Annotated in this window: 29 protein-coding genes; 18 read left to right on the top strand and 11 right to left on the bottom strand. The window is 63.0% G+C overall.

The genetic code is table 11. The annotated features are described in order from the left end of the window. Positions 1-59 precede the first annotated feature (59 nt). Positions 60-533 (bottom strand): FxsA family protein, encoded by a 474-nt coding sequence (locus AC1RTB_RS12940; RefSeq protein WP_492878476.1) that lies wholly within the window; start codon positions 531-533, stop codon positions 60-62. A gap of 217 nt (positions 534-750) precedes the next feature. Here AC1RTB_RS12940 and AC1RTB_RS12945 point away from each other — a divergent pair, with 217 nt between their 5' ends. The 4 genes from AC1RTB_RS12945 to AC1RTB_RS12960 are packed head-to-tail and all read left to right on the top strand — an operon-like array spanning position 751 to position 3,503. Then, the gene (locus AC1RTB_RS12945) at positions 751-1,461 is read left to right on the top strand and encodes a Tim44/TimA family putative adaptor protein (protein WP_492878474.1); all 711 of its coding nucleotides are present in this window, start codon (positions 751-753) and stop codon (positions 1,459-1,461) included. 22 nt (positions 1,462-1,483) lie between these two features. Further along, positions 1,484-2,590, top strand: coding sequence for a murein transglycosylase A (gene mltA, locus AC1RTB_RS12950; protein ID WP_492878472.1), 1,107 nt, complete (start codon positions 1,484-1,486; stop codon positions 2,588-2,590). Beyond that, entirely contained in the window at positions 2,587-3,132 is a 546-nt protein-coding gene (locus AC1RTB_RS12955) for a Smr/MutS family protein (RefSeq protein WP_492878470.1), read from the top strand. The genes mltA and AC1RTB_RS12955 overlap by 4 nt, the downstream gene beginning before the upstream one ends. Beyond that, on the top strand, positions 3,129-3,503 hold the full coding sequence (locus tag AC1RTB_RS12960) for a helix-turn-helix domain-containing protein (RefSeq protein WP_492878468.1): 375 nt from the start codon (positions 3,129-3,131) through the stop codon (positions 3,501-3,503). The genes AC1RTB_RS12955 and AC1RTB_RS12960 overlap by 4 nt, the downstream gene beginning before the upstream one ends. On the opposite strand, the gene AC1RTB_RS12965 is transcribed toward AC1RTB_RS12960, so the two are convergent. The 6 genes from AC1RTB_RS12965 to hslV form a co-directional block, all read right to left on the bottom strand. Further along, the gene (locus AC1RTB_RS12965) at positions 3,500-4,459 is read right to left on the bottom strand and encodes a DUF1402 family protein (protein WP_492878467.1); all 960 of its coding nucleotides are present in this window, start codon (positions 4,457-4,459) and stop codon (positions 3,500-3,502) included. The two genes, AC1RTB_RS12960 and AC1RTB_RS12965, sit on opposite strands and share 4 nt — an antisense overlap. A 160-nt stretch (positions 4,460-4,619) precedes the next feature. Next, the gene (hslU, locus tag AC1RTB_RS12970; protein WP_492878465.1) at positions 4,620-5,927 is read right to left on the bottom strand and encodes an ATP-dependent protease ATPase subunit HslU; all 1,308 of its coding nucleotides are present in this window, start codon (positions 5,925-5,927) and stop codon (positions 4,620-4,622) included. A gap of 29 nt (positions 5,928-5,956) precedes the next feature. Next, complete coding sequence (locus AC1RTB_RS12975) at positions 5,957-7,027, bottom strand: hypothetical protein (protein WP_492878463.1); 1,071 nt, start codon at positions 7,025-7,027, stop codon at positions 5,957-5,959. Continuing rightward, positions 7,027-7,623: a DUF2585 domain-containing protein gene (locus AC1RTB_RS12980; protein ID WP_492879012.1), complete on the bottom strand. Its 597-nt coding sequence runs from the start codon at positions 7,621-7,623 to the stop codon at positions 7,027-7,029. The genes AC1RTB_RS12975 and AC1RTB_RS12980 overlap by 1 nt, the downstream gene beginning before the upstream one ends. After that, complete coding sequence (locus AC1RTB_RS12985; RefSeq protein ID WP_492878461.1) at positions 7,623-8,144, bottom strand: GNAT family N-acetyltransferase; 522 nt, start codon at positions 8,142-8,144, stop codon at positions 7,623-7,625. The genes AC1RTB_RS12980 and AC1RTB_RS12985 overlap by 1 nt, the downstream gene beginning before the upstream one ends. Beyond that, positions 8,134-8,682, bottom strand: coding sequence for an ATP-dependent protease subunit HslV (gene hslV / locus AC1RTB_RS12990; RefSeq protein ID WP_492878459.1), 549 nt, complete (start codon positions 8,680-8,682; stop codon positions 8,134-8,136). The genes AC1RTB_RS12985 and hslV overlap by 11 nt, the downstream gene beginning before the upstream one ends. 191 nt (positions 8,683-8,873) lie before the next feature. Here hslV and hisB point away from each other — a divergent pair, with 191 nt between their 5' ends. The 7 genes from hisB to coaA are packed head-to-tail and all read left to right on the top strand — an operon-like array spanning position 8,874 to position 13,486. Next, the gene (hisB, locus tag AC1RTB_RS12995) at positions 8,874-9,473 is read left to right on the top strand and encodes an imidazoleglycerol-phosphate dehydratase HisB (protein ID WP_492878457.1); all 600 of its coding nucleotides are present in this window, start codon (positions 8,874-8,876) and stop codon (positions 9,471-9,473) included. Positions 9,474-9,475: 2 nt separating this feature from the next. Further along, positions 9,476-9,952, top strand: coding sequence for a DUF2628 domain-containing protein (locus AC1RTB_RS13000; protein ID WP_492878455.1), 477 nt, complete (start codon positions 9,476-9,478; stop codon positions 9,950-9,952). Position 9,953: 1 nt separating this feature from the next. Beyond that, positions 9,954-10,604, top strand: coding sequence for an imidazole glycerol phosphate synthase subunit HisH (gene hisH, locus AC1RTB_RS13005; RefSeq protein ID WP_492878453.1), 651 nt, complete (start codon positions 9,954-9,956; stop codon positions 10,602-10,604). Beyond that, entirely contained in the window at positions 10,601-11,365 is a 765-nt protein-coding gene (gene hisA / locus AC1RTB_RS13010; RefSeq protein WP_492878451.1) for a 1-(5-phosphoribosyl)-5-[(5-phosphoribosylamino)methylideneamino]imidazole-4-carboxamide isomerase, read from the top strand. The genes hisH and hisA overlap by 4 nt, the downstream gene beginning before the upstream one ends. Continuing rightward, positions 11,362-12,147, top strand: a complete 786-nt coding sequence (gene hisF, locus AC1RTB_RS13015) for an imidazole glycerol phosphate synthase subunit HisF (protein ID WP_492878449.1) — start codon at positions 11,362-11,364, stop codon at positions 12,145-12,147. Before hisA ends, hisF begins: the two co-directional genes overlap by 4 nt. A 19-nt stretch (positions 12,148-12,166) precedes the next feature. Beyond that, on the top strand, positions 12,167-12,493 hold the full coding sequence (locus tag AC1RTB_RS13020) for a phosphoribosyl-ATP diphosphatase (RefSeq protein ID WP_492878448.1): 327 nt from the start codon (positions 12,167-12,169) through the stop codon (positions 12,491-12,493). A gap of 30 nt (positions 12,494-12,523) precedes the next feature. Beyond that, a complete protein-coding gene (gene coaA, locus AC1RTB_RS13025) occupies positions 12,524-13,486 on the top strand; it encodes a type I pantothenate kinase (protein ID WP_492878446.1) in 963 nt (320 codons plus the stop codon). A gap of 3 nt (positions 13,487-13,489) precedes the next feature. On the opposite strand, the gene AC1RTB_RS13030 is transcribed toward coaA, so the two are convergent. The 4 genes from AC1RTB_RS13030 to AC1RTB_RS13045 form a co-directional block, all read right to left on the bottom strand. Further along, a complete protein-coding gene (locus AC1RTB_RS13030) occupies positions 13,490-14,107 on the bottom strand; it encodes an alpha-ketoglutarate-dependent dioxygenase AlkB family protein (protein ID WP_492878444.1) in 618 nt (205 codons plus the stop codon). A gap of 93 nt (positions 14,108-14,200) precedes the next feature. Further along, entirely contained in the window at positions 14,201-14,719 is a 519-nt protein-coding gene (gene lysM / locus AC1RTB_RS13035; RefSeq protein ID WP_492878442.1) for a peptidoglycan-binding protein LysM, read from the bottom strand. Between the two features lie 71 nt (positions 14,720-14,790). Further along, positions 14,791-15,228 (bottom strand): alternative ribosome rescue aminoacyl-tRNA hydrolase ArfB, encoded by a 438-nt coding sequence (gene arfB / locus AC1RTB_RS13040; RefSeq protein ID WP_492878440.1) that lies wholly within the window; start codon positions 15,226-15,228, stop codon positions 14,791-14,793. Positions 15,229-15,311: 83 nt separating this feature from the next. Beyond that, positions 15,312-16,922, bottom strand: a complete 1,611-nt coding sequence (locus AC1RTB_RS13045; RefSeq protein ID WP_492878438.1) for a phosphoenolpyruvate carboxykinase — start codon at positions 16,920-16,922, stop codon at positions 15,312-15,314. 360 nt (positions 16,923-17,282) lie between these two features. Between AC1RTB_RS13045 and AC1RTB_RS13050 the strand changes: the two genes are divergently transcribed. From AC1RTB_RS13050 to AC1RTB_RS13080, 7 genes are all read left to right on the top strand, one after another. Further along, positions 17,283-17,984 carry a response regulator transcription factor gene (locus AC1RTB_RS13050; RefSeq protein ID WP_492878437.1) on the top strand — a complete coding sequence of 234 codons (702 nt, stop codon included), beginning with the start codon at positions 17,283-17,285 and terminating at the stop codon, positions 17,982-17,984. 28 nt (positions 17,985-18,012) lie between these two features. Continuing rightward, complete coding sequence (locus tag AC1RTB_RS13055) at positions 18,013-19,788, top strand: stimulus-sensing domain-containing protein (protein ID WP_492879010.1); 1,776 nt, start codon at positions 18,013-18,015, stop codon at positions 19,786-19,788. 3 nt (positions 19,789-19,791) lie between these two features. Continuing rightward, positions 19,792-20,238 carry an HPr kinase/phosphorylase gene (locus tag AC1RTB_RS13060; protein WP_492878435.1) on the top strand — a complete coding sequence of 149 codons (447 nt, stop codon included), beginning with the start codon at positions 19,792-19,794 and terminating at the stop codon, positions 20,236-20,238. A 163-nt stretch (positions 20,239-20,401) separates the two neighbouring features. Beyond that, complete coding sequence (locus AC1RTB_RS13065; protein WP_432285855.1) at positions 20,402-20,803, top strand: PTS sugar transporter subunit IIA; 402 nt, start codon at positions 20,402-20,404, stop codon at positions 20,801-20,803. Next, a complete protein-coding gene (locus tag AC1RTB_RS13070) occupies positions 20,800-21,102 on the top strand; it encodes an HPr family phosphocarrier protein (RefSeq protein WP_492878433.1) in 303 nt (100 codons plus the stop codon). Before AC1RTB_RS13065 ends, AC1RTB_RS13070 begins: the two co-directional genes overlap by 4 nt. A 152-nt stretch (positions 21,103-21,254) precedes the next feature. Beyond that, on the top strand, positions 21,255-22,655 hold the full coding sequence (gene ahcY / locus AC1RTB_RS13075) for an adenosylhomocysteinase (protein WP_492878431.1): 1,401 nt from the start codon (positions 21,255-21,257) through the stop codon (positions 22,653-22,655). A gap of 196 nt (positions 22,656-22,851) precedes the next feature. After that, positions 22,852-25,401 carry an ATP-binding protein gene (locus AC1RTB_RS13080; protein WP_492878429.1) on the top strand — a complete coding sequence of 850 codons (2,550 nt, stop codon included), beginning with the start codon at positions 22,852-22,854 and terminating at the stop codon, positions 25,399-25,401. Positions 25,402-25,403 lie beyond the last annotated feature (2 nt).

The raw sequence follows: 25,403 nt of genomic DNA on the forward strand, positions 1-25,403 counted from the left end.
GGTTGGCTAGCACGCTCGGCATGCCAAGACAAGGTTTTGCCGCGTGAGTGGCTGCCGGGTTACTCGTCGCGGATGGAGCGCCAGGGTGATTTCGGGTTGGGCTGGCGCGAAAAGTCGTCCTCGTCGAGATCGATGGTCTTGCCAGCGGCAGGACCGCCGCGACGGGCAAAGCCGCCGAAATCGGAGGTGAAGCGCACCCGCTTGCTGAGGAAGCGCCAGGCCAGGGCGCGGACCGGCGGCAGGAACAGCAGAATGCCGACGATGTCGCTGATGAAGCCGGGAATGACCAGCAGGATGCCGGCGAGCACGATCATCGCACCGTTGGCCAGCTCCTTGGAGGGGTCGCGGCCCGCGTCCATTTCGGTGCGGATACGGGTCATCACGCCAAAACCCTGCACACGCAGCAGGATGGAGCCGACGACGGCGCTGAGCAGAACAAGCCCGATGGTCGACAGCACGCCGATTTCGCTGCCCACCAGCACAAATCCGGCTATTTCGAGCAAAGGCAGGGCAAGGAGCAGGAGAGGCAGCATCTAGAGCGTTGATCCGGTCCGGTTTGAGTTGACGTGACAGCCATATGCGGTCACAGGCATAGCGCATACATCTTTAGATAGGGCGCTGCGCCTTTAATTTGAATGATCGGTGCATGCGTTCTATATGCAAGGCTAACAGGCGCTGCACAGATGCGGCGCCGGCGAATGGCACATAAGCTGGCTTCGGCCGCGAACAAGGGACGGATCGGCAGAAGATATGGAATTCTTCGATTTCGGCACGATTTTCTTTCTAATCGCAGCGGTGGTGATCTTTTTCCAGCTCCGCAACGTGCTTGGACGCCGCACCGGCAATGAACGCCCGCCCTTCGACCCCTATACGGCAGCCCGCAACAAGCCTCAGGACGCCAATGGCAAGCCTGAGAATGTCGTGTCCCTGCCACAGCGAAAGCGCGCGCCAGGCGAAGCCAACGACGAGGCCTATGTTGCCATCGACGCCTTCGCCAAGCCCGGCACCGACCTGAACAAGGGCCTGCGCGCCATCAGGGACGCCGACGCTTCCTTCGAGCCCAAGGGGTTCGTCGACGGCGCCAAGATGGCCTACGAGATGATCGTCATGGCCTATGCCGACGGCGACCGTAAGACGCTCAAGAACCTGCTGTCGCGCGAGGTCTACGACGGTTTTGCTGCCGCGATCGCCGACCGCGAAGGCCGCTCGGAGAAGATCCAGTCCTCTTTCGTCGGCATCAACAAGGCCGATATCATCTCGGCCGAGATGAAGGGCGGCGAGGCCCATGTCACCTTGCGCATCGTCAGCGAGCTGATTTCGGCGACGCGCGACAAGGCCGGCGAGGTCATCGATGGCGACCCCGAGACCGTGGCCGAGGTCAAGGATGTCTGGACCTTCGCCCGCGACACCCGTTCGCGCGACCCGAACTGGAAGCTTGTCGCCACCGAGGAAGAAGACTGACCGCGCGTGGCGGGCGAAGCCCGTGTTGCTCTCGCCCGCATTCGCCCCGGTCGGTTTCGCCGACCTGCCCGGTTGGCTGGAAGATGACCAGCTAGCCGCCTTCGCGGCCTTCCGGCGTTCCGCCTTTCATGTCCTGACCAAGCCCTATCGCAGCGGCGCCCTCGGCGTCGCTTTCGATGCTTTTGGCCCAGCCTATGCCGAAGCGCGCGCGCGGCCGGTGGGCAATGGTGCCGAAGCCCGCGATTTCTTTGAACGCCATTTCCAGCCGGCTTTGGTTGCGCCAGAAGGCCGCGCGTCCGGCTTTGTCACCGGTTTCTACGAGCCGGAAGTCGAGGCCTCTTCCATCAAGACAGAAGTCTTCCGGGTGCCGCTGCTGTCGCGGCCGGCCGATCTTGTCGATATCGATGATCAAAACCGCCCTGTCAGCATGGACCCTTATTTCGCTTTCGCGCGCCAGACGCCTAAGGGGCTGGTCGAGTATTTCGACCGCCCAGCGATCGAACAGGGCGCGCTTTCAGGCAAGGGGCTTGAGATCGCCTGGCTCGCCGACCGGGTCGATGCGTTCTTCGTCCATGTCCAGGGTGCTGCCCGGCTGAACATGACCGATGGTTCGCTGCGGCGTGTCACCTATGCCGCCAAATCGGGCCAGCGTTTCACTGGCCCGGGCGGAATTCTGGCCGAAATCGGCGAGATACCGCTCGAAAAAGTGACGATGCAGTCGATCCGCGCCTGGTTCAAAGCCAATCCGCACCGTGTCGACGAGATCTCGTGGCGCAACCGCTCCTACATCTTCTTCAGGGATGCCGAGGTCGATGACCCGGCACTTGGGCCGATCGCTGCGGCGAAGGTGCCGCTGACGCCCGGTCGTTCGGTCGCCGTCGACCGCCTGCTGCACACCTTCGGCACGCCGTTTTTCATCGCTGCCCCTGCCCTCACCGCGTTTGGAGGCAAGCCGTTCGCCAGGCTGATGATCGCGCAGGACACCGGTTCGGCCATCACCGGTCCGGCGCGTGGCGATCTGTTTGCCGGCTCTGGTTTCGAGGCGGGCGAGATCGCGGGCGTTGTCCGCAACGACGCCGATTTCTTCGCCTTGCTGCCGAAGCCCTTGCTTGCCGGTGGCGTATCATGAGTACGCGCCGCGACCGCAAGCTGAGCGACGAAGAACGCGTGTTGTGGAACGTCATTGCCCGCACGACCTCGCCGCTCAAGGGCAAACGTACCGTCGACATACCCGAGCCGCCAGCACCTGTCGTCGCCAAGCCGGACCCGACACCCACCAAGGCCATGCCTGCGCAAATAGCGGCCCCCGCTGCCGCACCCAAGCGCCAGTATGTCGCCCATTCGCTCGATGAACCGACCCGCGACAAGCTGTCGAAAGGCCGCCTGCCGATCGAAGGTCGGGTCGATCTCCACGGCATGACCCAGGACGAAGCCTATTCGCTGCTGCTGCATTTCCTGGCGCGGGCGCATGCCGGTGGGGTTCGCTATGTGCTTGTCATCACCGGCAAGGGCAATTCCAAGGGCGGCGACGGTGTGTTGCGCCGCATGGTGCCGGCATGGCTGAGCACGGCCCCGTTCCGCATGCTGGTCTCCAGCCACGATCACGCCGCCCGCCACCATGGCGGCTCGGGCGCGATCTACATCAGGCTGCGGCGGAGTATGGGCATTTGACGCCGCTCGGCGAACGCATCCGCGAACTCAGGCGCGAGCGCGGCGTCAGCCAGAAGGATATGGCCGCCACCATCGGCGTCAGTGCCGCCTATCTTTCGGCGCTTGAGCACGGTCATCGCGGCGTGCCGACATGGGCGATGATCCAGAAGATCATCGGCTACTTCAATGTCATCTGGGACGACGCCGAGGAACTGCAGAAGCTGGCCGAGGGCTCGCATCCGCGCGTCGTGGTCGACACTGCGGGGCTTTCGCCCGCAGCCACCGAGCTTGCCAATCTGATGGCTCAAGCCATCGGCGAAATGAATGAGGCCGAGCTTGCGGCGCTCAACACCCAGCTGCGCGAAGCGATTGCGCGCAAGAAGCGCGGCTAAAACAGCGCCTGCAACTCGGACAGCTTGTCGTTGACCAGCCAGCCGTAATAATTCTCTTCCGGCAGTTTCGCCGGCTCGCCCGCAGCCGCGCGCCTGTCGTTTTCGGCCTTGAGCGCATGGGCGCGCGCTTCGGGGTTGCCGACATTGTACAGCGTGGCGGTGAGGCCTGGATTGCCCGAGATGTCGAAGCCGGCGATGTTTTTGTAGGCGTCGATTGACGTCTTCACAGTGGCAGCGACGTAAGGCAGCGTCAGGTCGGGATCCATGATGGTCTTGTAGACGCCGTTCGGGTCGCCCGCATCGAGCTTGGGCAGCCGCGAGACCTTGTGCACGAGGTCGCTCATTTGTAGCGCGGTCAGCGGATTGAGCTGGCCGATGCCAAAGGTCTGGCCGGCATAGAAGGGCTGGAAGAAGGTGGCGCTAAAACGGTCGTTGGGAAAGCTGGTGCCGTCCACGGTCTTGCCGCGAAAACTCTGGTTCCATACCGCTTCGCGGCATTCCCACAAATCGTAGCTGTCCGACTTCGCTGCACATTCGGCAAATTGCGGACGCTTGATGAAATCGGTGACCTCTTCGCCGCCGTAGCTGAAGCTGAATTTGCTCGACAGGTAAGACACCGCCTTGACGTAGTAGGTCTGCATCCGGTCGTAGGCGTCGACATTGTAGGTGTGCTCGCCGACGATGGCGCCGACGATGTGGATCGGATCGATGCCGTAGGCGCGGGCCACTGTCTTGATCTTGCCGCGCAGCTCGGCATCGTTCTGAAGCAGCGCGTAGACCTTGCGGTATTTGGCGTCGAAGGTGGTCTTGCCGGCCTTGGTGCGCTTGGACGAGGCACCGGGCACGTCAGGCTGCTCGGCATGGATATTGCCGGCCGCGACCACGGTCGTCGCCGATGCCTGTGGCACGCCGAAGACCGCCGCCAGAAGGAATGCCGAGAGAAAAACGCGTTTCATATGCTGCTGTTGCCCAAGCTCTATCAAGGCAAACTAGAAAAAGCCCTCGGCTTAGTCGAGGGCGTTGTCGCCTGACGGAAGCGAAAGGTGGCCGGATGGTTCCATTCGGCCACATGTCACATTGTTCCGGCGCGTGCACTGCCCGCGCCGGAAGCCCGCTTTAAAGGATGAAACGCGACAAATCTGTGTTCCTGGAGAGATCGCCGACGTGCTTTTCGACATAGGCCGCGTCGATCTTCACCGTCGTGCCGTTGCGATCCGGCGCGTCGTAGGAAATCTCGTCGAGCACGCGCTCCATCACCGTCTGCAGACGTCTGGCGCCGATATTCTCGACACTGGCGTTGAGGTCGACCGCGATGCCGGCGAGCGCGTCGATGGCGTCGTCGGTGAATTCGAGGTTGACGCCCTCGGTTGCCATCAGCGCGATATACTGCTTGATCAGGCTGGCTTCGGTCTCGGTCAGGATGCGAACGAAGTCGTTCTTCTCCAGCGCCCTAAGCTCAACCCGGATCGGCAGGCGGCCTTGAAGCTCCGGCAGAAGATCCGAGGGCTTGGAGATGTGAAAGGCACCTGACGCGATGAACAGGATGTGGTCGGTCTTCACCTGCCCGTATTTGGTCGCAACCGTCGTGCCCTCGACCAGCGGCAGCAGATCGCGCTGCACGCCTTCACGCGAGGGGCCGCCCGAGACGTCGCCACGCGCGATCTTGTCGATCTCGTCGAGGAAGACGATGCCTTCGTTCTCGGTCACTTCGAGCGCGCGCCGCACCACCTCGTCCTGGTCGAGCAGCTTGTCGGACTCATCGCCGATCAGAAGCGCGTAGGATTCCTTGACGGAGGTCTTGCGCGTCTTGGTGCGCTGGCCGCCCATCGCCTTTTGCAGCATGTCGTTGATGTTGAGCACGCCAACATTGCCGCCCGGCATGCCGGGGATATCGAAGCTCGGCATGCCGCCGGTGCCGCTATCGGCGATCTCAACCTCGATTTCCTTGTCGTCGAGCTCGCCGTCGCGCAGCTTCTTGCGGAAACTGTCGCGGGTCGCCGGGCTTGCCGTCTTGCCGACGAGGGCTTCCAGCACGCGCTCTTCGGCGTTGACATGGGCACGCGCCTTGACGTCTTCGCGCATCTTTTCGCGCACCAGGCCGATGGCGATCTCGACCAGATCGCGGATGATCTGCTCGACGTCGCGGCCGACATAGCCGACCTCGGTGAACTTGGTCGCCTCGACCTTGACGAAGGGCGCACCGGCGAGCTTTGCCAGGCGGCGCGAAATCTCGGTCTTGCCGACGCCGGTGGGTCCGATCATCAGGATGTTCTTGGGCATGACCTCTTCGCGCATCTGGCCTTCCAGCTGCTGGCGGCGCCAGCGGTTGCGCAAGGCAATCGCCACGGCGCGCTTGGCGTCCTTCTGGCCGATGATGAAGCGGTCGAGTTCGGAAACGATCTCACGGGGAGAGAATGTGGACATGATGATACTCTTGAATACTCGGTTGCAGCTTATGTATGGGCTGGAAGCCGGCGCGCAAGGGCACCGGGCAGCAGCGGCACAAGGCCCCGGCGTAGCGTATGCCAGCCGGCGCTGAGCAGCAGCACAAGCGCGCCAAGCACCAGCATGGTGAGCGGCACGACGCTGTCCGACAGCCCCGCCTTGACGACCAGCGCCCCAAAGGCGAAGCCGGCATAAGACAGGCCCGAGACAAGGATGGCCCGCCTGTCGACAACAAGGGCAACGAGCGCCAGCCCGATGAAGATCGCCAGGATGCTCCATGCCGAGACCGCGTCGGAACCGCCCTCGCCGACGAGGCCGCTGACCAGCGGATGCACGATCAGCGGCGCTGCCAGCATGTGCAGCCAAAACGCGATGTCGGTGCGCCGTGTCTGGCGCAAGGGATCGCTCAAGTCGAAGCGCATGGCGAGCGTGAACACCACGAGGCCGCAGGCGAGCAGCAGCGGCTTGGCAGCCTGGATGGCGAAATCCGGTGCCAGCATGAACAGCAATCCAACGGCAGCGGCGACCAGAGCCGCAACGCCGGCCGCGATCGTCACCGGCACGCGGGAGCGCCAGTAGTGCAAAGCTGTCGCTGCGGCGGTAACAAGACCGGCGACGACGATCGGCCAGCCGCCTTGATTGCCAAGGCCCATGCCAAAGCTCTGGCTGGGGTTGAAGGCTTCCGCCACCGCCGAAAAGACCGCTCCGGCATAGACCAGAAGCAGCACGATGCTGGGCAGTGCCATGCGCTGCCTGCGGGTGAAATATTCGGCCAGCAGCCAGCTCGCCACGGCGATGACAACGGACATGCCGGCGTTGCCGATCATGTCGCCGGAGAAATAGCCCAGGGCGCCCAGGAACAGCCCGAGGCCGATGGTGACGAAGATGTCGCTGAATCCGCTGATGAAACGAAACCTCTCGTCGTCATGCGGCTCCCTGTCGAAGGCGGGCGTTCTGGCGCTTTCCAGATCGCGCAGGCCTTGCGCCTGATCGGCTGTCACCAGCCCGTTGGCCACAGCGGTGCGCAGCGCGTCGGGCGAAATGGCGAGCATCTCAGGCGGTGTCGAAAGCTTGTTCACTACAGAGTTCCCGCTTGCCAATGCTTGATCGGTTCGAGTGGGTGGACCAGCATGATGACGTTGAGCGTCAGGTTGTCACGGATGACGTAACCGACGCCGATTTCAAAGATGATGGCCAAGGCAACGACGCTCCAGACCGGAAGTCGCGCGGCCATGACAAAGCCCAGCACCATGGCCAGCGTGTCGAACACCGAGTTCAGGACGCTGTCGCCGTAATAGTCGAGGGAAATGGTGCCCTCGCGGTAACGGTTGATGATGAAATCGCTGTTTTCGACAAGTTCCCAGGCCACTTCGATGCCGATGGCCACCGCCAGGCGGAAACCAAGCGAGCTTTTGGGCGCGAGCCAGCTCAGCAGCGCGTAGAACAGGAAGCCGTGGATGATATGCGAGAAGGTGTACCAGTCGGAGATGTGTTGGGAGTTCTCCGAACTCATCACGACGCCCTGCCACAGCTTGACGTAGCCGCATTTGCAGATGGCCGGGTGGCCCATCCAGTAAAGCGCCACTGCCTGCCCTGCGATCAGCAAGGCAGCCACCAGCAGCCACCAGCCCAGCTTCTCGCGTTGCCGGGCTGTCTCCTCCCCCTGCGCAAGCATCATTCGTCTAAATCCCCCTCTTCGGCATCGCGCGCCATCATCAGCGCCGGACCGTAAATCGACGTTCGCGTATCGAAAGCCACGAAGCCAGCTTTTTCATAGGCGCGGATGGCGCGCTTGTTGGTCGGTTTCGGGTCGATGATTACGCGCGGCACGCCTTCCTCGAACAGCTCGTCGACGAACTGCCTGGCGATGGCCGAGCCATGACCCTTGCCGACCAGGTCCGGCACGCCGATGGTCATGTCGATGCCGAGCGTGCCGAAGGGCTGGTCCTGGTAGGGGTGGTCGTCCTCCATGTGCGGGTCGTAGCTCTGGAGGTAGCCGATCGGCTTGCCGTCCAGCTCGATGATCAGCGGCTCGACCGAGATGCTGTCGATGTGCTCCTCGATCGCAGCGATCTCATCTTCGGGATGGTTCCACCATTCGGCGACATGCGGCTGGGCCAACCATGCCTTGATCATCGGCAGGTCGGCCTTGGTCACCGGGCGGAAGTCGTAATGCGCGGGTGCCTCAATCGGCATCGAGCGTTTCGATCACGAAGCTGTGGTTGGTGTAGACGCAAATGTCGGCTGCGATCTGCATCGCCTTGCGGGCGATCTCCTCGGCGTCCTTGTCGGTGTCCATCAGGGCGCGGGCCGCGGCCAGCGCGTAATTGCCGCCCGAACCGATGGCCATGACGCCGAATTCGGGCTCTAGCACGTCGCCGGTGCCGGTCAGTGCCAGCGACACATTCTTGTCGGCCACCAGCATCATGGCTTCGAGGCGACGCAGATAGCGGTCGGTGCGCCAGTCCTTGGCAAGCTCGACGCAGGCGCGCGTCAGCTGGTCGGGATATTGCTCAAGCTTGGCTTCGAGCCTTTCGAGAAGGGTGAAGGCGTCGGCGGTGGCGCCGGCGAAACCGGCGATGACATTGCCCTTGCCGAGGCGGCGCACTTTGCGGGCATTGCCCTTCATGATGGTCTGGCCGAGGCTGACCTGGCCGTCGCCGGCGATGACCACCTTGTTGCCCTTGCGCACCGTCACGATGGTCGTGGCGTGCATACTTTGTTCATTGGACATATGTTGCTCCGATGGCGCGCGGCCCCTTTGCGGCAGCTTGCGCGTTACGAGTGGAAGTTCGATCTTATGTATGACGCGGCGCAAGGAATGCAAATCCTCGCCTGCCATGACGAAATGCCCTTTCGCGGCGATTGGCAAGCGGTCGCTCATGCTGCTATTAGGCTCTCGTTTTTGAGGACAAGGATCCGCCAATGGCCCCCCGTTCCGCCGAAGTCAGCCGCAAGACCAAGGAAACCGAGATCTCCGTCTCGGTTCATGTCGATGGCACCGGCCGTTCGGAAATGGCGACTGGCATAGGCTTCTTCGACCATATGCTCGACCAGCTGTCGCGCCATTCGCTGATCGACATGAAGGTTCAGGCCAAGGGCGACCTGCATATCGACGACCACCACACCGTCGAAGATTGCGGCATCGCCATTGGCCAGGCGCTGTCCAAGGCGCTCGGCGAGCGTCGCGGCATCATGCGCTACGCCTCGATCGACCTTGCCATGGACGAGACGCTGACGCGGGCCGCGATCGACGTGTCAGGGCGGCCCTTCCTGGTCTGGAACGTCGCCTTCTCGGCGCCCAAGATCGGCACCTTCGACACCGAGCTGGTGCGCGAGTTCTTCCAGGCTTTGGCACAGAACGCCGGCATCACCTTGCATGTCACCAACCATTATGGCGCCAACAACCACCATATCGCCGAAACCTGCTTCAAGGCGGTCGCGCGCGCGCTGCGCATGGCCCTTGAAAGCGACCCGCGCCAGCCTGACGCAGTACCCTCGACCAAGGGCAGCCTGAAGGGATAGCCATGGCCATCCATGTCGTCATGGAGCCGCCTGCCTCGGCAGGTAAAAACGCCTCGGAAGCTGCCGTCTTTGTCCGCGACGGCTTTTACGTCCTCGGCTTCGTCGTGCCGCTGCTTTGGCTGTTGTGGCATCGCCTGTGGCTCGAAGCCGTGGTGACGCTTGCCGCCACGCTCGCACTTGCCGTGGCAAGCGAGGCGGCTGGGCTGACCTTTGCCGCACCGCTGTTGCCGCTTTTGATCTCGCTTTATGTCGGGCTCGAAGGTGGTGCTTTGCGGATCGCAGCCCTTCGCCGTGCCGGCTGGCACCAGTGGGGCGTGATCGAGGCTGATAGCATCGAGGACGCCGAGACGCGCTACCTCTTCGCCGGTGAGGCTGATGACGAGCCCGCGCCGGCGACTGTCGCCATCTCCCCTGCCACGCCCCGGCCTCAACCTGCTGGCGGAGCGCTCGGCCTGCTGCATTATCCCGGAAGACACTGACATGCGCGTTGCCATCATCGACTACGGTTCGGGCAATCTGCGCTCGGCGACCAAGGCCTTCGAGCGCGCCGCCCGCGAAGCCGGCATATCGGCCGAGATCGACCTGACCGCGGACGCCGAACGCGTGCGCACCGCCGACCGCATCGTCTTGCCGGGCGTCGGCGCCTATGCCGATTGCGCGCGTGGGTTGCGTGCCGTGGACGGCATGTGGGAGGCGGTCGAGGAGGTCGCGATCCACAAGGCGCGGCCGTTCCTTGGCATCTGCGTTGGCATGCAATTGATGTCGGAACGCGGGCTTGAAAAGACCGTCACGCAAGGCTTTGGCTGGATCAAGGGTGACGTCAAGGAGATCGCGCCGTCCGACCCGTGGCTCAAGATTCCGCAGATCGGCTGGAACACGATTCACGTGAAACATGCCCATCCGCTGTTCGATGGCATCGCCACGGGACCCACCGGCCTGCACGCCTATTTTGTGCATTCCTACCATCTCGACGCGACTGACGATAAACAGGTGCTGGCGACCACCGACTATGGCGGCCAGGTCACGGCGGCCGTTTCGCGGGACAACCTTGTCGGCACGCAGTTTCATCCTGAAAAGAGCCAGGCCCTTGGCCTCGCCCTCATCGCCAATTTCCTGAGGTGGAAGCCATGATCCTTTTCCCGGCTATCGACCTCAAGGACGGCCAGTGCGTGCGCCTCAAGCTTGGCGACATGGACCAGGCAACCGTCTACAACAACGATCCCGCAGCCCAGGCGAAAGCCTTCGAGGACCAGGGTTTCGAGTGGCTGCATGTGGTTGACTTGAACGGCGCCTTCGCCGGCGAGAGCGTCAATGGTTCGGCGGTAGAGGCGATCCTCAAGGCGACCAAGAACCCCGTCCAGCTCGGCGGCGGCATTCGTTCGCTCGACCATATCGAGAGCTGGCTGGACAAGGGTCTTGCCCGCGTCATCCTCGGCACCGTCGCCGTGCGCGATCCTGATCTGGTCAAGGAAGCCTGCAAGAAGTTCCCCGGCAAGGTCGCCGTCGGCATCGACGCCAAGGGTGGCAAGGTCGCCGTGGAAGGCTGGGCCGAAGCGTCGAGCCTCGGCGTCATCGAACTGGCGAAGAAATTCGAAGGCGCGGGTGTTGCCGCCATCATCTACACCGACATCGACCGCGATGGCGTTCTGGCCGGCATCAACTGGGATTCGACAATCGATCTCGCCGAGGCCGTGTCGATCCCGGTCATCGCCTCGGGTGGCCTCGCCTCGCTCGCCGATATCGTGCGCATGACAATGCCGGACGCCAAGAAACTCGAAGGCGCCATCTCCGGCCGCGCGCTCTATGACGGCCGCATCGATCCGGCCCAGGCGCTGGCGATCCTGCGTGGTCAACTCAAGCCCGAGCCTGGATTGTTCGAGGAACGGATATGACCCTCAAAGCCCGCGTAATTCCCTGCCTCGACGTCAAGGACGGCCGCGTCGTCAAGGGCGTCCAGTTCGTCGATCTGATCGACGCCGGCGATCCTGTCGAGGCGGCCAAGGCTTATGATGCGGCGGGTGCCGACGAGCTCTGCTTCCTCGACATCACCGCGTCGTCAGACAATCGCGAGACCATCTTCGACGTCATTGCCCGCACCGCCGAGCAGTGCTTCATGCCGCTGACGGTCGGTGGCGGCGTGCGCCAGGTTTCGGATATTCGCAAGCTGCTTCTGGCTGGCGCCGACAAGGTGTCGATCAACACGGCGGCGGTGAAGAATCCCTCCTTCGTCGCCGAAGCCGCCGACAAGTTCGGCAACCAGTGCATCGTCGTTGCCATCGACGCCAAGAAGGTGTCGGCTGCAAACGAGACCGACCGCTGGGAGATCTTCACCCATGGCGGGCGCGAGCGCACCGGCATCGACGCCGTCGACTTCGCCCGCAAGGTCGTCGACCTTGGCGCTGGCGAAATCCTGCTGACCTCGATGGACCGCGACGGCACCAAGATCGGCTATGACATCGCGCTGACGCGTGCTGTGGCGGACGCTGTGCGCGCGCCGGTCATCGCCTCGGGCGGCGTCGGCAATCTCGACCACATGGTGTCAGGCATCCGCGAGGGCCATGCCACGGCCGTGCTCGCCGCCTCGATCTTCCATTTTGGCACCTACACCATTGCCGAGGCCAAGGCCCACATGGCAAAAGCGGGCTTGCCCATGCGGCTTGACCCCATTGGCTGACCTTATTGCCGAGGCCAAGATGAGTGCATTCTCCCTTTCCGATCTCGAAAAGATTGTCTCCGAGCGTGCGCGTTCGGGCGACGCCAATTCATGGACGGCGAAGCTCTACCAGAGCGGCATGGAGAGGGCGGCCAAGAAGCTCGGCGAAGAGGCGGTCGAAACCGTCATCGCCGCGGTCAAGGGCGACGATGGCGCCCTCGTTTCGGAAAGTGCCGATCTCCTTTATCATTGGCTCGTCGTGCTGGCCGTTGCCGGCATTCCGATGGCGGAGGTGATGGCCGAACTCGAGCGCCGCACCTCGCAGTCCGGAATTGCCGAGAAGGCCGCGCGCAAGAACGAGGGCTGACCGCTGGTCAGGTCCCGCAGGGGAGGTTCGATGGATCAGCTCGCGCCGTCGGAGAAATATTCTCCATACTGGTTCTTCAAGGCCGAGCACTGGGCCGGCTTCGGCGCCGACATGTCGATGACCCTGACCAAGGACGAGGTCAGCCGGCTAAGCTCGATGTACGAGCCGATCGACCTCGAGGAAGTCAGGCGCATCTATCTGTCGCTGTCGCGTCTGCTTTCGGCCCATGTCGAGACCAGCCAGCAGTTGTTTCGCCAGCGCCAGCGCTTCTTCAATTCCGAGAAGAAAGGCACCAAGACACCCTTCATCATTGGCATGGCCGGCTCGGTCGCCGTCGGCAAGTCGACCACCGCGCGTATCCTGCAGGAACTGCTCACCCGTTGGCCGTCGAGCCCGAAGGTCGATTTGGTCACCACCGACGGCTTCCTTTATCCCAACGAGGTGTTGCGGCGCGACAATCTGATGGAGCGCAAGGGCTTTCCCGACAGCTACGACGTCGGTGCCCTGCTGCGCTTCTTGTCAGGCATCAAGTCGGGCCAGCCCAATGTGCGGGCGCCCGTCTATTCGCACCTGACCTATGACGTGATGCCTGGCGAGTTCGTCACCGTCGATCGCCCCGATATTCTTATCTTCGAGGGCATCAACGTGCTGCAGCCGCGCGAGTTGCCCAAGGACGGCAACTTCGTGCCCTTCGTCTCCGACTTCTTCGACTTTTCGATCTATATCGACGCCGAGGAGCAGCTGATCCACGAGTGGTACATCGACCGCTTCATGCGGCTGCGCGAGACCGCTTTCCGCAATCCCCAGTCTTTCTTTCATCGTTATTCGCAGCTGTCGGAAGATGCCGCCCGCGCCATCGCCGAGGGGCTGTGGGCCAACATCAACCTGAAAAACCTACGCGAAAACATTCTGCCGACGCGCCCACGCGCCGATCTCATCCTCAAGAAGGGTGCGGGGCACCTCGTCGAGGAAGTGGCGATCAGGAAACTCTGAGGCTCAGGTCGGTGCCGTCACCCGCCGCAGCGTCAGGTTGATCCGCCCGCCGTTCTTCAGCAGCGCTGACGTCATCGGATAGACTCGGTCGACGCCATGGAAGGCGAGCCGCCCCTCCCCGCCCAGCACGACCACATCGCCGCTTTCGAGCCTGAACGAAACCGTGCGGTCCTCGCGCCTGGTCCCGCCGACGCGAAACAGGCAGGCGTCGCCCAGCGAGACCGACACCACAGGGGCTGCGAACTCACGCTCGTCGCGGTCCTGGTGCAGGCCCATCTTGGCCGTATCGGTGTAGAAATTGACCAGGCACGCTTCGGGCGGATGCGGATAACCCGCGACCTCGCGCCATAGCGCCAGAAGTGCTTCGGGGATCGGCGGCCAGGGCTCGCCCGTCACCGGGTGCTCAGGCTGGTAGCGATAGCCGCGCTCCTTGTCGGTGACCCAGCCGAGCGAGCCGCAATTGGTCATGCGCACGCTCATTTCCTTGCCGGTCTTGGGCATCGCCGGCGTGTAGAGTGGTGCTGCCTTCACCACCTCGCGTATGCTCTCGACCAGGCCCTCCTGCACATCCCGCGAGAGAAAGCCGGGCATATGGCGGACGCCTTTGGGCAATACGAGCACTCTCACCTACCTCTGATCTGGCCGCCCACAATGCCACCGCAAAAGCAAAACGGCGACCCGAAAGCCGCCGTTTCGCATCAATAAGGGATTGGATCAGGCGGTGGCGATATCGGGAATGCGCAGCACCTGGCCCGGATAGATCTTGTCGGGGTGCGACAGCATCGGCTTGTTGGCCTCGAAGATGACGGTGTATTTCGATGCCTTGCCCTTGCCGTACTGGGCCTCGGCGATCTTCGAAAGATTGTCGCCCTTCTTGACCGTGTAGAACACCGGGACCTTGGCCGGGGTTGCTGCCTTGACCAGCTCGGTCATGTCGACCTTGCCGTCGAGCTTGAGGCCCGAATCCGGCGCCACCACCTTCAGCTCGTCAGCCTGCACCTTGGAGACGCCAAGCGTGTTGCCGACCGCGATGACGGCTTTTTCGAAGATCGACTGGTCCTTGACCACGCCGGTCAGCACGGCCGTGTCGCCCTTGACCACGACCTGGACGTTGTCGGTGCCGAGCTTGTGCGAATCGAGTTCCTTCTTCAGCGTTTCGGCTGTCGGCGCTTCTTCCTCTCCGCCGAAACCAAGCTTCTTGCCGACATTCTTGACGAAATCGAACATGCCCATTCGTGGTCTCCCTTGCTGTGGCAGTTGCCGGAGCTTGGCATCTGCAAAACAAAATTGGAAGCAGGTTTGATCTACTCGCCGTCGACCCGGCCGCGCAGCTTCTTGACTGTCGACCGTCCGGACTTGGACTTGAGGCGCCGCTCGACCGAGCCCTTTGTCGGCCTTGTCTTCTTGCGCGGCGGTGGTGGCGGCTCGGCCGCCTTGGCGACAAGTGCCGTCAGCCTTGCCCTGGCGTCGGCCCGGTTCTGCTCCTGGGTGCGGTAGCGCCCGGCCTCGATGACGATGACGCCGTCCTTGGTGGCGCGCTGGCCGGCGAGCTTGATCGTGCGTTCGCGTACCCGCTCGGGCAGCCCCGGTGCATTAGCGGCGTCGAAGCGCAGCTGCACAGCGGTTGCCACCTTGTTGACGTTCTGGCCACCTGGCCCTGAGGAGCGGATGAAGTTCTCCTCGATGTCATCGGGATGGATGACCACGTCATTGGCGATGAAAATCTTGTCGTCGGCGCTCATGCGCCAAGTCATGCCGTGGCGCGGCCAAAAAGAAAAGCCCGGCTTTTGGCCGGGCCTGACTGAGGTACTTGGTTTCGCAGCGATTATTCGGCTGCCTGCTGCGCGCGTGGTGCGGCACCGCGCACGGCGGCGTCGACGTGGCTTTCGAACTTGCCGAAATTGTCGATGAACATCGACACCAGCTTGTTGGCCTGGCGGTCATAAGCGGCGGCATCGGCCCAGGTCGAGCGCGGGTCGAGGATCTTGCCGTCGACACCCGGCACCGAAACCGGCACCGCGAAGCCGAAATTGGCGTCGGTGCGGAATTCGACCGAATTGAGCGAGCCGTCCAGGGCCGCCGCCAGGAGTGCGCGCGTCGCTTTGATCGGCATTCGCGACCCCACGCCATAGGCACCACCGGTCCAGCCGGTGTTGACCAGCCAGCAGTCGACGCCGTGGTCGGCGATCAGCTGGCGCAGCAGGTTGCCATATTCGCTGGGGTGGCGCGGCATGAAGGGTGCGCCGAAGCAGGTCGAGAACGTTGCTTCCGGCTCGGTCACGCCGCGCTCGGTGCCGGCCACCTTGGCGGTGTAGCCCGACAGGAAGTGGTACATCGCCTGCGCCGGTGTCAGCTTGGCGATGGGCGGCATCACGCCGAAGGCATCGGCCGTCAGCATGATGATGTTCTTGGGGTGGCTGGCGAGGCCGCTGGCGCTGGCATTCGGAATGAAGTCCAGCGGATAGGCGCAGCGGGTGTTTTCGGTGCGCGAGCCGTCGTTGAAATCCGGCACGCGGTTTTCGTCCAGCACGACGTTTTCGAGCACGGTGCCGAAACGCTGGGTCGTTGCGAAGATCTCGGGCTCCGCTTCGGCCGACAGGCGGATGGTCTTGGCATAGCAGCCGCCTTCGAAGTTGAAGATGCCGTCTGGGCCCCAGCCATGTTCGTCGTCGCCGATCAGCGTGCGCGTCGGATCGGCCGACAGCGTCGTCTTGCCGGTGCCCGAAAGGCCAAAGAAGATGGCGGCGTCGCCATCGTCGCCTTCATTGGCCGAGCAATGCATCGGCATCACGCCGCCCGCCGGCAGGATGTAATTGAGCGCGGTGAACACCGACTTCTTCATTTCGCCGGCATATTCGGTGCCGCCGATCAAAACGATCATGCGCGTCAGGTCGACGGCGATCAGCGTCTCGCTACGGCCGCCATGCCGCGCCGGGTCAGCGCGGAACGACGGCAGGTCGATGATCGTCATCTTGGGCACGAAGCTCGCAAGCTCGGCCTCGTCGGGGCGGATGAGCAGGTTGCGGATGAACATCGAGTGCCAGGCATATTCGGTGACGACGCGCGTCGGCAGGCACAAAGAACGGTCGGCACCGCCGATCAGGTCCTGCACGAAGAGGTCCTTGTCGGCCGCATGCGCCAGGAAATCGGCGTGCAGGGCGTCGAACTGGGCCCTGGTCATCGCGTTGTTGTTGTCCCACCAGACCTGGGCCTCGGTGTTTTCGTCGCGCACCACGAATTTGTCCTTGGGCGAGCGGCCGGTGTACTGGCCGGTGTCGGCGACGAGCGCGCCATGCGCCGTCAGCTGGGCCTCGCCGCGGCGGATCGACTCTTCGACGAGCAGTGCCGGGCCAAAGTTGTAACGGACGGTACCCGACGTTTTGAGACCTGCCGTTTCGATCCCGCTGGCGGGATTGCGCTTACCGATTTCCGACATTCGGGAACCCTCGTTCGATTTGACGCCAATGTCCGGTCTACGGGCCGGACGCCGCTGTCCCGAGGGACTGAAGCCAGCCAGAAACAGAAAAGCCGAGTGATTTCAAATCTTTAATCGATTTAAAAATATTGAAATTTATCTAAATCGTTTAAATGATGGGGAATGGCCGCACCTTGCCCAACGAGCGGTCAGGTTTTTTGTTCGAGGTTTCGCACAGGCGCCCCATATAGAGTGGGCACTGGTCGTGGCGGTTGCGCTCCCCTCGATCGGAGGGTATGCCACATTTTGTACCTAATTTGTCCTGCAAAAGCCCTGCTCGAAGCAGGAAGGGACACCCCGCTCATGAGGGAGCCGCTGGAAATGGCAACGATCGCGCTTGTCGACGACGACCGCAACATTCTGACATCGGTTTCGATCGCGCTCGAGTCCGAGGGCTACCGCGTCGAGACCTACACGGACGGTGCTTCGGCACTTGAAGGCTTGGCCGCGCGTCCGCCGAACCTTGCCATCCTCGACATCAAGATGCCGCGCATGGACGGCATGGAGCTGTTGCGGCGGTTGCGCCAGAAGACCGACCTTCCGGTGATCTTCCTGACCTCCAAGGACGATGAGATCGACGAGTTGTTCGGTCTCAAGATGGGGGCCGACGATTTCATCCGCAAGCCGTTCTCGCAGCGTTTGCTGGTTGAACGTGTGCGCGCAGTCCTGCGCCGGGCAAGTACCCGCGAAGCAGGAGTCAAGGCGCCGACCCAGCAGGCGCGCTCGCTCGAGCGCGGCCAGCTGGTGATGGACCAGGAGCGCCACACCTGCACCTGGAAGGGCGAGCCTGTCGTGCTCACCGTCACCGAATTCCTGATCCTGCACTCGCTGGCGCAGCGCCCCGGCGTCGTCAAAAGCCGCGACGCATTGATGGATTCGGCTTATGATGAGCAGGTCTATGTCGATGACCGCACCATCGACAGCCACATCAAGCGCCTGCGCAAGAAGTTCAAAGCCGTCGATGACGACTTCGAGATGATCGAAACGCTCTATGGTGTCGGCTACAGATTCCGCGAAGCGTGATATCAGCGGGGGCTGAGATCATATGGCGATGGAAGCAGAAATCAGGAAGCCGGCGGCCGCTGCAAAACGGCCGCGCGGACGCCTGCTGTTTCTCGATCGGGCGAGGATCCGGCTAAGCCGCTTCCTCGGCCACTACTTCTTTTCGAGCCTTACCCGCCGCATCCTGTTTCTCAATCTGGCCGGTTTGGCGGTTCTGGTTGCAGGCATCCTCTATCTCAACACCTTCCGCGACGGCCTTATCGGCGCCCGTGTCGAGAGCCTGACGACGCAGGGCGAGATCATCGCCGGTTCGATTGCCGCCTCGGCGACCGTTGAAACGGACTCGATCAGCATCGACCCCGAAAAGCTGCTCGAACTGCAGGCCGGCGAAACACTCGGCCCCGGCTCCGATCAGCTCGACAGTCTCGACTTTCCGATCAATCCTGAACGCGTCGCCCCGCTGCTTCGCCGACTGATCTCGCCGACCCGCACCCGCGCCCGCATCTATGATCGCGATGCCAATCTGCTGCTCGATTCGCGACGTCTTTATTCGCACGGCCAAATCCTTCGCTACGACCTGCCGCCGGTCGAAGAAGAGCAGCCGACCATCTTCGAACGGGCGCAGAAGTTCGTCTTTGGCTTTTTCCGTGACAGCGCGTTGCCGGTCTACAAGGAGCAGCCCGGCGGCAACGGCGTGGCCTTCCCCGAAGTCGTGCAGGCGTTGACTGGTGGCCCGGCGACGTTCGTCAGGGTCAGCGAACAGGGCGAGCAAATCGTCTCCGTCGCCGTTCCGATCCAGCGCTTCCGTGCCGTGCTTGGCGTGCTGATGCTGTCGACCGAAGGTGGCGACATCGACAAGATCGTCGCCGCCGAGCAGAAGGCCATTCTGCGCGTCTTTGGTGTTGCGGCGCTCGTCACGGCCATCCTGTCGATGCTGCTGGCCTCGACAATCGCCAACCCGCTGCGCCGTCTCTCCGCTGCCGCCAATCGGGTTCGCCGCGGCGGCAAGAGCCGCGAGGAGATCCCCGATTTCTCCGACCGCCAGGACGAGATCGGCAATCTGTCGGTCGCCATACGCGACATGACCAACGCGCTTTATGCGCGCATCGAGTCGATCGAGAGTTTCGCCGCCGACGTGTCGCATGAGCTCAAGAACCCACTGACCTCGCTGCGCAGCGCGGTGGAGACGCTGCCGCTGGCCAAAAACGAGAGTTCGCGCGCACGTTTGATGGAGATCATCCAGCACGACGTCCGGCGCCTCGACCGGCTGATCACCGACATCTCCGACGCATCGCGTCTCGACGCCGAGCTTGCGCGGGAAGATGCTGGCCGGGTCGATCTCAAGAGGTTCATCGGCGACCTGGTTTCGGTGTCGCGCGAGACCAGCCGCCACAAGAAGCCGGTCGAGATCGCGTTCAATATCGCCAAGCTGCCGGCCGGGGTGAAGAACTACAACGTCGCCGGTCACGATCTGCGCATCGGCCAGGTCATCACCAACCTGATCGAAAACGCCCGCTCCTTCGTGCCCGACGACCATGGCCATATCGCCATTTCGCTGGCGCGGGTCGGCAAATTCAATGTCGTCACTGTCGAGGACAACGGCCCCGGCATCCGCGCGGAAAACATCGATCGCATCTTCGAGCGCTTCTACACCGACCGGCCGGCGGGCGAAGCCTTTGGCCAGAATTCGGGTCTCGGCCTGTCGATCAGCCGCCAGATCGTCGAAGCGCATGGCGGCACGCTGAAGGCGGAAAACATCACCGGCACCAAGCCGGGCGAGATCAAGGGCGCGCGTTTCGTCGTCGCCTTCCCGGCGGAAAGCTGATCCGTGCAGCCGATCAACATGCACGCGACAGCGGTTGTGCTCGGCGAGCGCGGCGTGCTGGTCGCTGGACCGTCAGGTTCCGGCAAGACGGCGCTGGCTTTGGCGCTTGTCGAAAAATTCAGCGCTTCCGGCCGTTTCGCGCGGCTGGTGTCCGACGACCAGGTCTTTCTTTCGGCGCATCAAGGCAGGCTTGTGTGCCACGCGCCGCCAACGATTGCCGGCCTTGTGGAGGTTCGCGGGATCGGTCCCGTTCCTGTCGAACATGAGGCGGCGGCAGCCGTCGACCTTTTGGTCAGGCTGGTTCCGGCGGTCGAAATGGAGCGGTTGCCCGAGGCAGCGAGCGAACTTCTCATGGGTTGCACCGTACCCAAGGTCATGCTCGCGGAGCGAGAAATAGGTGCGGCGGTGCCCGCCATACTGGCCTTGCTCGGCATCGGGCTCTTGGCTTGAAGTTGCCCATTATTTTTGCTGCATTGCGTCAAAATGCCATGTCATGCCGTAAATTGGGGCTTGTAAACGCCCTCGCCGTCGACAAGATAGCGCTCCCGCCGTCCGCGAAGGCGGCAAAAATACTGCGCGGTTGTGAAAGTGCCATGACGGGAGCCATGACAGAATGATCGGACTCGTGCTTGTAACGCACGGTCAACTGGCTGAGGAGTTCCGCCATGCGGTGGAACACGTCGTCGGACCGCAGGAGAATTTCGAGACCGTTTCAATCGGTGCCGATGATGACATGGCGCAGCGTCGCAGCGACATCATCAATGCCGTAGCACGTGCCGACACCGGCACGGGCGTGGTCGTTTTGACCGACATGTTTGGCGGAACACCCTCCAACCTCGCCATTTCGGTGATGGAAGCCGGGCGCGTCGAGGTCATCGCCGGCATGAACCTGCCGATGCTGATCAAGCTGACCAGCGTGCGCAAGGCCGACAACATGTCGGGTGCGCTTGATGAGGCGCAGGCAGCGGGGCGTAAATACATCAATGTGGCAAGCCAGGTGTTGAGCGGCAAATGAGCGGCATGCCCTTCTCACCCGAAGACGGCCACGTCGTCCGCGACCTCGCCATCGTCAACCAGCGCGGCCTGCACGCCCGCGCTTCGGCCAAGTTTGTGCAGATCGCCGGCGAATTCCAGGCCTCGGTCAGCGTCGAAAAGGACGGCATTTCCGTCGGCGGCACCTCGATCATGGGCCTGATGATGCTGGCCGCCAGCCCCGGCTGCACCATTCGGGTCACCGCCAGCGGTCCGGAAGCCCATGAGGCGATGGAAGCGCTGGCGACACTGGTCGCCGCACGCTTTGGCGAGGAGTGCTGATCGTCAGGCACGCGCCTAGCGACATGCACGAATAAAGATTTCTTTATGTCCCATTTACGATTGCGGACTGATCTGGTAGTCAGGCCGCTCTTTCGCGCGCCCTCACAAGGCCTTCCGCGCCGGCGCGCAATAAACAGGAATCGGAGCAAGCCATGACGGGTAGCAAGGATTATCTGGTCGCCGACATTTCGCTCGCCGGCTGGGGTCGCAAGGAAATCGAGATCGCTGAAACTGAAATGCCGGGCCTGATGGCCTGTCGCGAGGAGTTCGGCGAGAAAAAGCCGCTCAAGGGCGCGCGCATTTCCGGCTCGCTGCACATGACCATTCAGACGGCGGTGCTGATCGAGACGCTGAAGGAACTCGGCGCCGACATCCGCTGGGCCTCGTGCAACATCTTCTCGACCCAGGATCACGCTGCTGCGGCGATCGCCGAATCCGGCATCCCGGTTTTCGCCGTCAAGGGCGAGACGCTTGAGGAATACTGGCAGTACACCGACAAGATCTTCCAGTGGACCGACGGCGGCGCCACCAACATGATCCTCGATGATGGCGGCGACGCCACCATGTACATCCTGATCGGCGCCCGCGCCGAGGCAGGCGAGGACGTGCTGTCCAACCCGGGCAGCGAAGAAGAAGAGATCCTGTTTGCCCAGATCAAGAAGCGCATGGCGGCAACGCCGGGCTTCTTCGCCAAGCACAAGGCCGCCATCCGTGGCGTCACCGAAGAGACCACGACCGGCGTCAACCGTCTCTACCAGCTGCAGAAGAAGGGCCTGCTGCCCTTCCCGGCAATCAACGTCAACGATAGCGTCACCAAGTCGAAGTTCGACAACAAGTACGGCTGCAAGGAATCGCTTGTCGACGGCATCCGCCGCGGCACCGACGTCATGATGGCCGGAAAGGTCGCCGTCGTCTGCGGTTATGGCGACGTCGGCAAGGGCTCGGCAGCCTCGCTGCAGGGTGCCGGCGCCCGCGTCAAGGTCACCGAAGTCGATCCGATCTGCGCGCTTCAGGCAGCCATGGACGGCTTTGAAGTCGTCACGCTGGAAGATGCGGCCCCCGCTGCCGACATCGTCATCACGACGACCGGCAACAAGGACGTCATCACCCTCGACCATATGCGCGCCATGAAGGACATGGTCATCGTCGGCAACATCGGCCACTTCGACAACGAGATCCAGGTCGCGGCCTTGCGCAACCTGAAGTGGACCAACGTCAAGCCGCAGGTCGACATGATCACCTTCCCCGATGGCAAGCGCATGCTTCTGCTGTCGGAAGGCCGTCTGCTCAATCTCGGCAACGCGACCGGCCATCCGAGCTTCGTCATGTCGGCGTCCTTCACCAACCAGACGCTGGCCCAGATCGAGCTCTGGACCAAGCCAGGCCACTACAAGAACGAAGTCTATGTCCTGCCCAAGCACCTCGACGAGAAGGTCGCGCGCCTGCATCTCGACAAGCTCGGCGCCAAGCTGACCACGCTGAGCGATGAACAGGCCTCTTATATCGGCGTCACGCCGAAGGGCCCGTTCAAGCCGGAACACTACCGCTATTAACCATAGCATCTAAACCTACAACATGTTGAAGCCGGGCGATTGACTTTCGCCCGGCTTCTCTTTTTGCGCAAACGCCTTCTTCACGGCGATTCGCCCAGCGGCTATTGTGGCGTGATTCGCCACGCGCCCGTTCTCGGCGGGAGTTTTGGGGCGCTTCAGGGCGGTCTTGCATTCAGGCGGCGGAGAGGAACAAGACATGCCGGGGGAATACCCGCTTCTAGCGGGACAGGCCGTTTCCGGCGGCCAACAGGATTCGCAGATGGCCCTTTCGAGCGCCAGATGGCAGACCGCGCGCCGGCTCGGCAGCCGTGCTGCCGCCATTCTGCTCGGCGCCACCGCCCTTTGCACGCCTTTCGGATTTGCGCATGCCCAGCAGGCAGCCGTCGCCGGCTTGCCCGTCAGCACGGCCGAAGTCATCCAGCTGGCCATGTTCGTCGGCGTCATGGGCGCCGCCCTGATTTCGGCCATAGCGCTGATCCGCGAAAAAGCGCGCATAAGTGCCGACAATGCCGAGCTGCGCGGGCGTGTCGCCGATCTCAACGCTTCGCTGCAGCGTTCCGAAGCCCTGCTCAATCTGCGCGACCAGCGTGTCATTGTCTGGGCCAACGAAAACAAGAAGCCCGAGCTGATCGGTTCGCTGCCGATGGAAACCGGCGCGCCGGATGAGCGCTCTGCCTTTCTCGGCTTTGGCCGCTGGCTGATGCCGCGTTCGGCCGCAGCGCTCGAAAACGCCATCGCCGCCTTGCGCGACAAGGGCACTGCCTTCGAGCTGGTGGCCGAAACCCATGCTGGCGCGGCGCTTGAGGTCCAGGGCCGCAAGAGCGGCGCGCATGTCATCGTCCGCTTCATCTCGATCTCCGAGGCGCAGCGCGGTCAGGCGCGGCTGAAGCTTGAAAACCAGCGCCTCAGCGCCGAATACGAAACGCTTGTCGCCCTGATCGACGCCATCGACATGCCGTCTTGGATGCGCGACGGCGATGGCCGCCTGAAATGGGTCAACAAGGCTTTCGCCAAGGCCGTTGAGGCGGTGGATTCCTCCGCCGCCATCCGCGACGGCAAGGAGTTCTTGGGCACCCAGTCCCGCGAGGCCATCGCCCAGCAGCACATTTCGCGGCCGGTGTTCCAGCAAACGCTGTCGACCGTCATCGACGGCGACCGCAAGATGTTTGCCGTCACCGATGTTGTCGGCAAGGAAGGCTCGGCCGGCATCGCCGCCGACATGAGCGCTGCCGAAGCCATCCGCGAGGAATACAGCCTGGTCGTGCGCAGCCACGCCGACACGCTCGACCAGGTCGCGACCGCCGTTGCCACCTTCGACGCCAACCAGAAGTTGCGCTTCTACAACAACGCCTTCCGGGCGCTCTGGGACCTCGACGCCGGCTATATCTCGAGCGCGCCCGACAATGCGCTGCTGCTCGACCGCCTGCGCAGCGAACGCAAGCTGCCCGAGCAGCCGGACTGGCGTCGCTGGAAAGAGAACCTGCTTTCCGCCTATCGCGCCGTCGAACCGCAGGAGCATCTGTGGCACCTGCCCGACGGCCGCACCATCCGCGTCGTCGCCAACCCGCAACCCAAGGGCGGCGTCACCTGGGTGTTCGAGAACCTGACCGAGAAGATCGATCTCGAAAGCCGCTACACCACCGCCGTGCGCGTGCAGGGCGAAACCCTCGACAATCTCGCCGAAGGCGTCGTCGTCTTCGGACCCGATGGCCGCATCCGCCTGTTCAATCCGGCCTTTGGCCAGCTCTGGGGCGTCTCGCCGGATGCGCTTCGGCAGAACACGCACATTTCGGCGATCCGCGCCGAATGCGATACGCGTGCCGAGAAGAGCCCGTGGGGCGATTTTGTTGCCGCCGTCACCGGCTTCGACGAGCGCAGCGATCGCCATGGCCAGACCGAACTCAGGAATGGTTCGGTGCTCCAGCATGCCGTCATCCACCTGCCCAACGGCCAGGTGATGCTGACCTTTGTCGACGTCACCGACAGCGTCAATGTCGAGCGCGCGCTGAAGGACAAGAACGAGGCGCTGCGGCGCGCCGACCAGATCAAGAACGAGTTCGTCCAGCACGTTTCCTACGAGTTGCGTTCGCCGCTGACCAATATCATCGGCTTCACCGAGCTTCTGTCTTTGCCTGGCACCGGCCCGCTGTCGCAGCGCCAGCGCGAATATGTCGAGCATATCGGCTCGTCGTCGGGTGTGCTTTTGACCATCGTCAACGACATCCTCGACCTTGCCACCGTCGATGCCGGCATCATGGAGCTCGAGATCGCCGAGGTGCATATCGACCGCGCCATCGAAGCGGCCGCCGAACTCGTCGCCGATCGGCTGGAAGAGCATTCGATCAGGCTCGCCATCGAAACCAGGAGCGCGCCCAAGAGCTTCAATGGCGACGAAACGCGCGTCCGCCAGATCCTCTACAATCTGCTCAGCAACGCGGTGAACTACGCGCCCGCCGCGAGCACCATCACGCTCGCCTGCCGCCAGCGCGCCGAGGGCGTCGAATTCTCCGTCCATGACGACGGCCCAGGCATGCCGCCGGAAGTGCTCGACACGATGTTCCAGCGCTTCGAATCCCGCGTCAATGGCGGCCGCAAGCGCGGTGCTGGTCTCGGCCTGTCGATCGTCAAGAGCTTCGTCGAATTGCATGGCGGCTCGGTCCGCATCGACAGCGGCAAGGACCTCGGCACCACCGTCATCTGCCTGTTCCCAGACGTGCCCGCCGGCGTCCGGGTCGCGGCGGAGTAGAC

The sequence above is a fragment of the Aminobacter sp. GW821-FHT11F06 genome, from assembly GCF_058808215.1.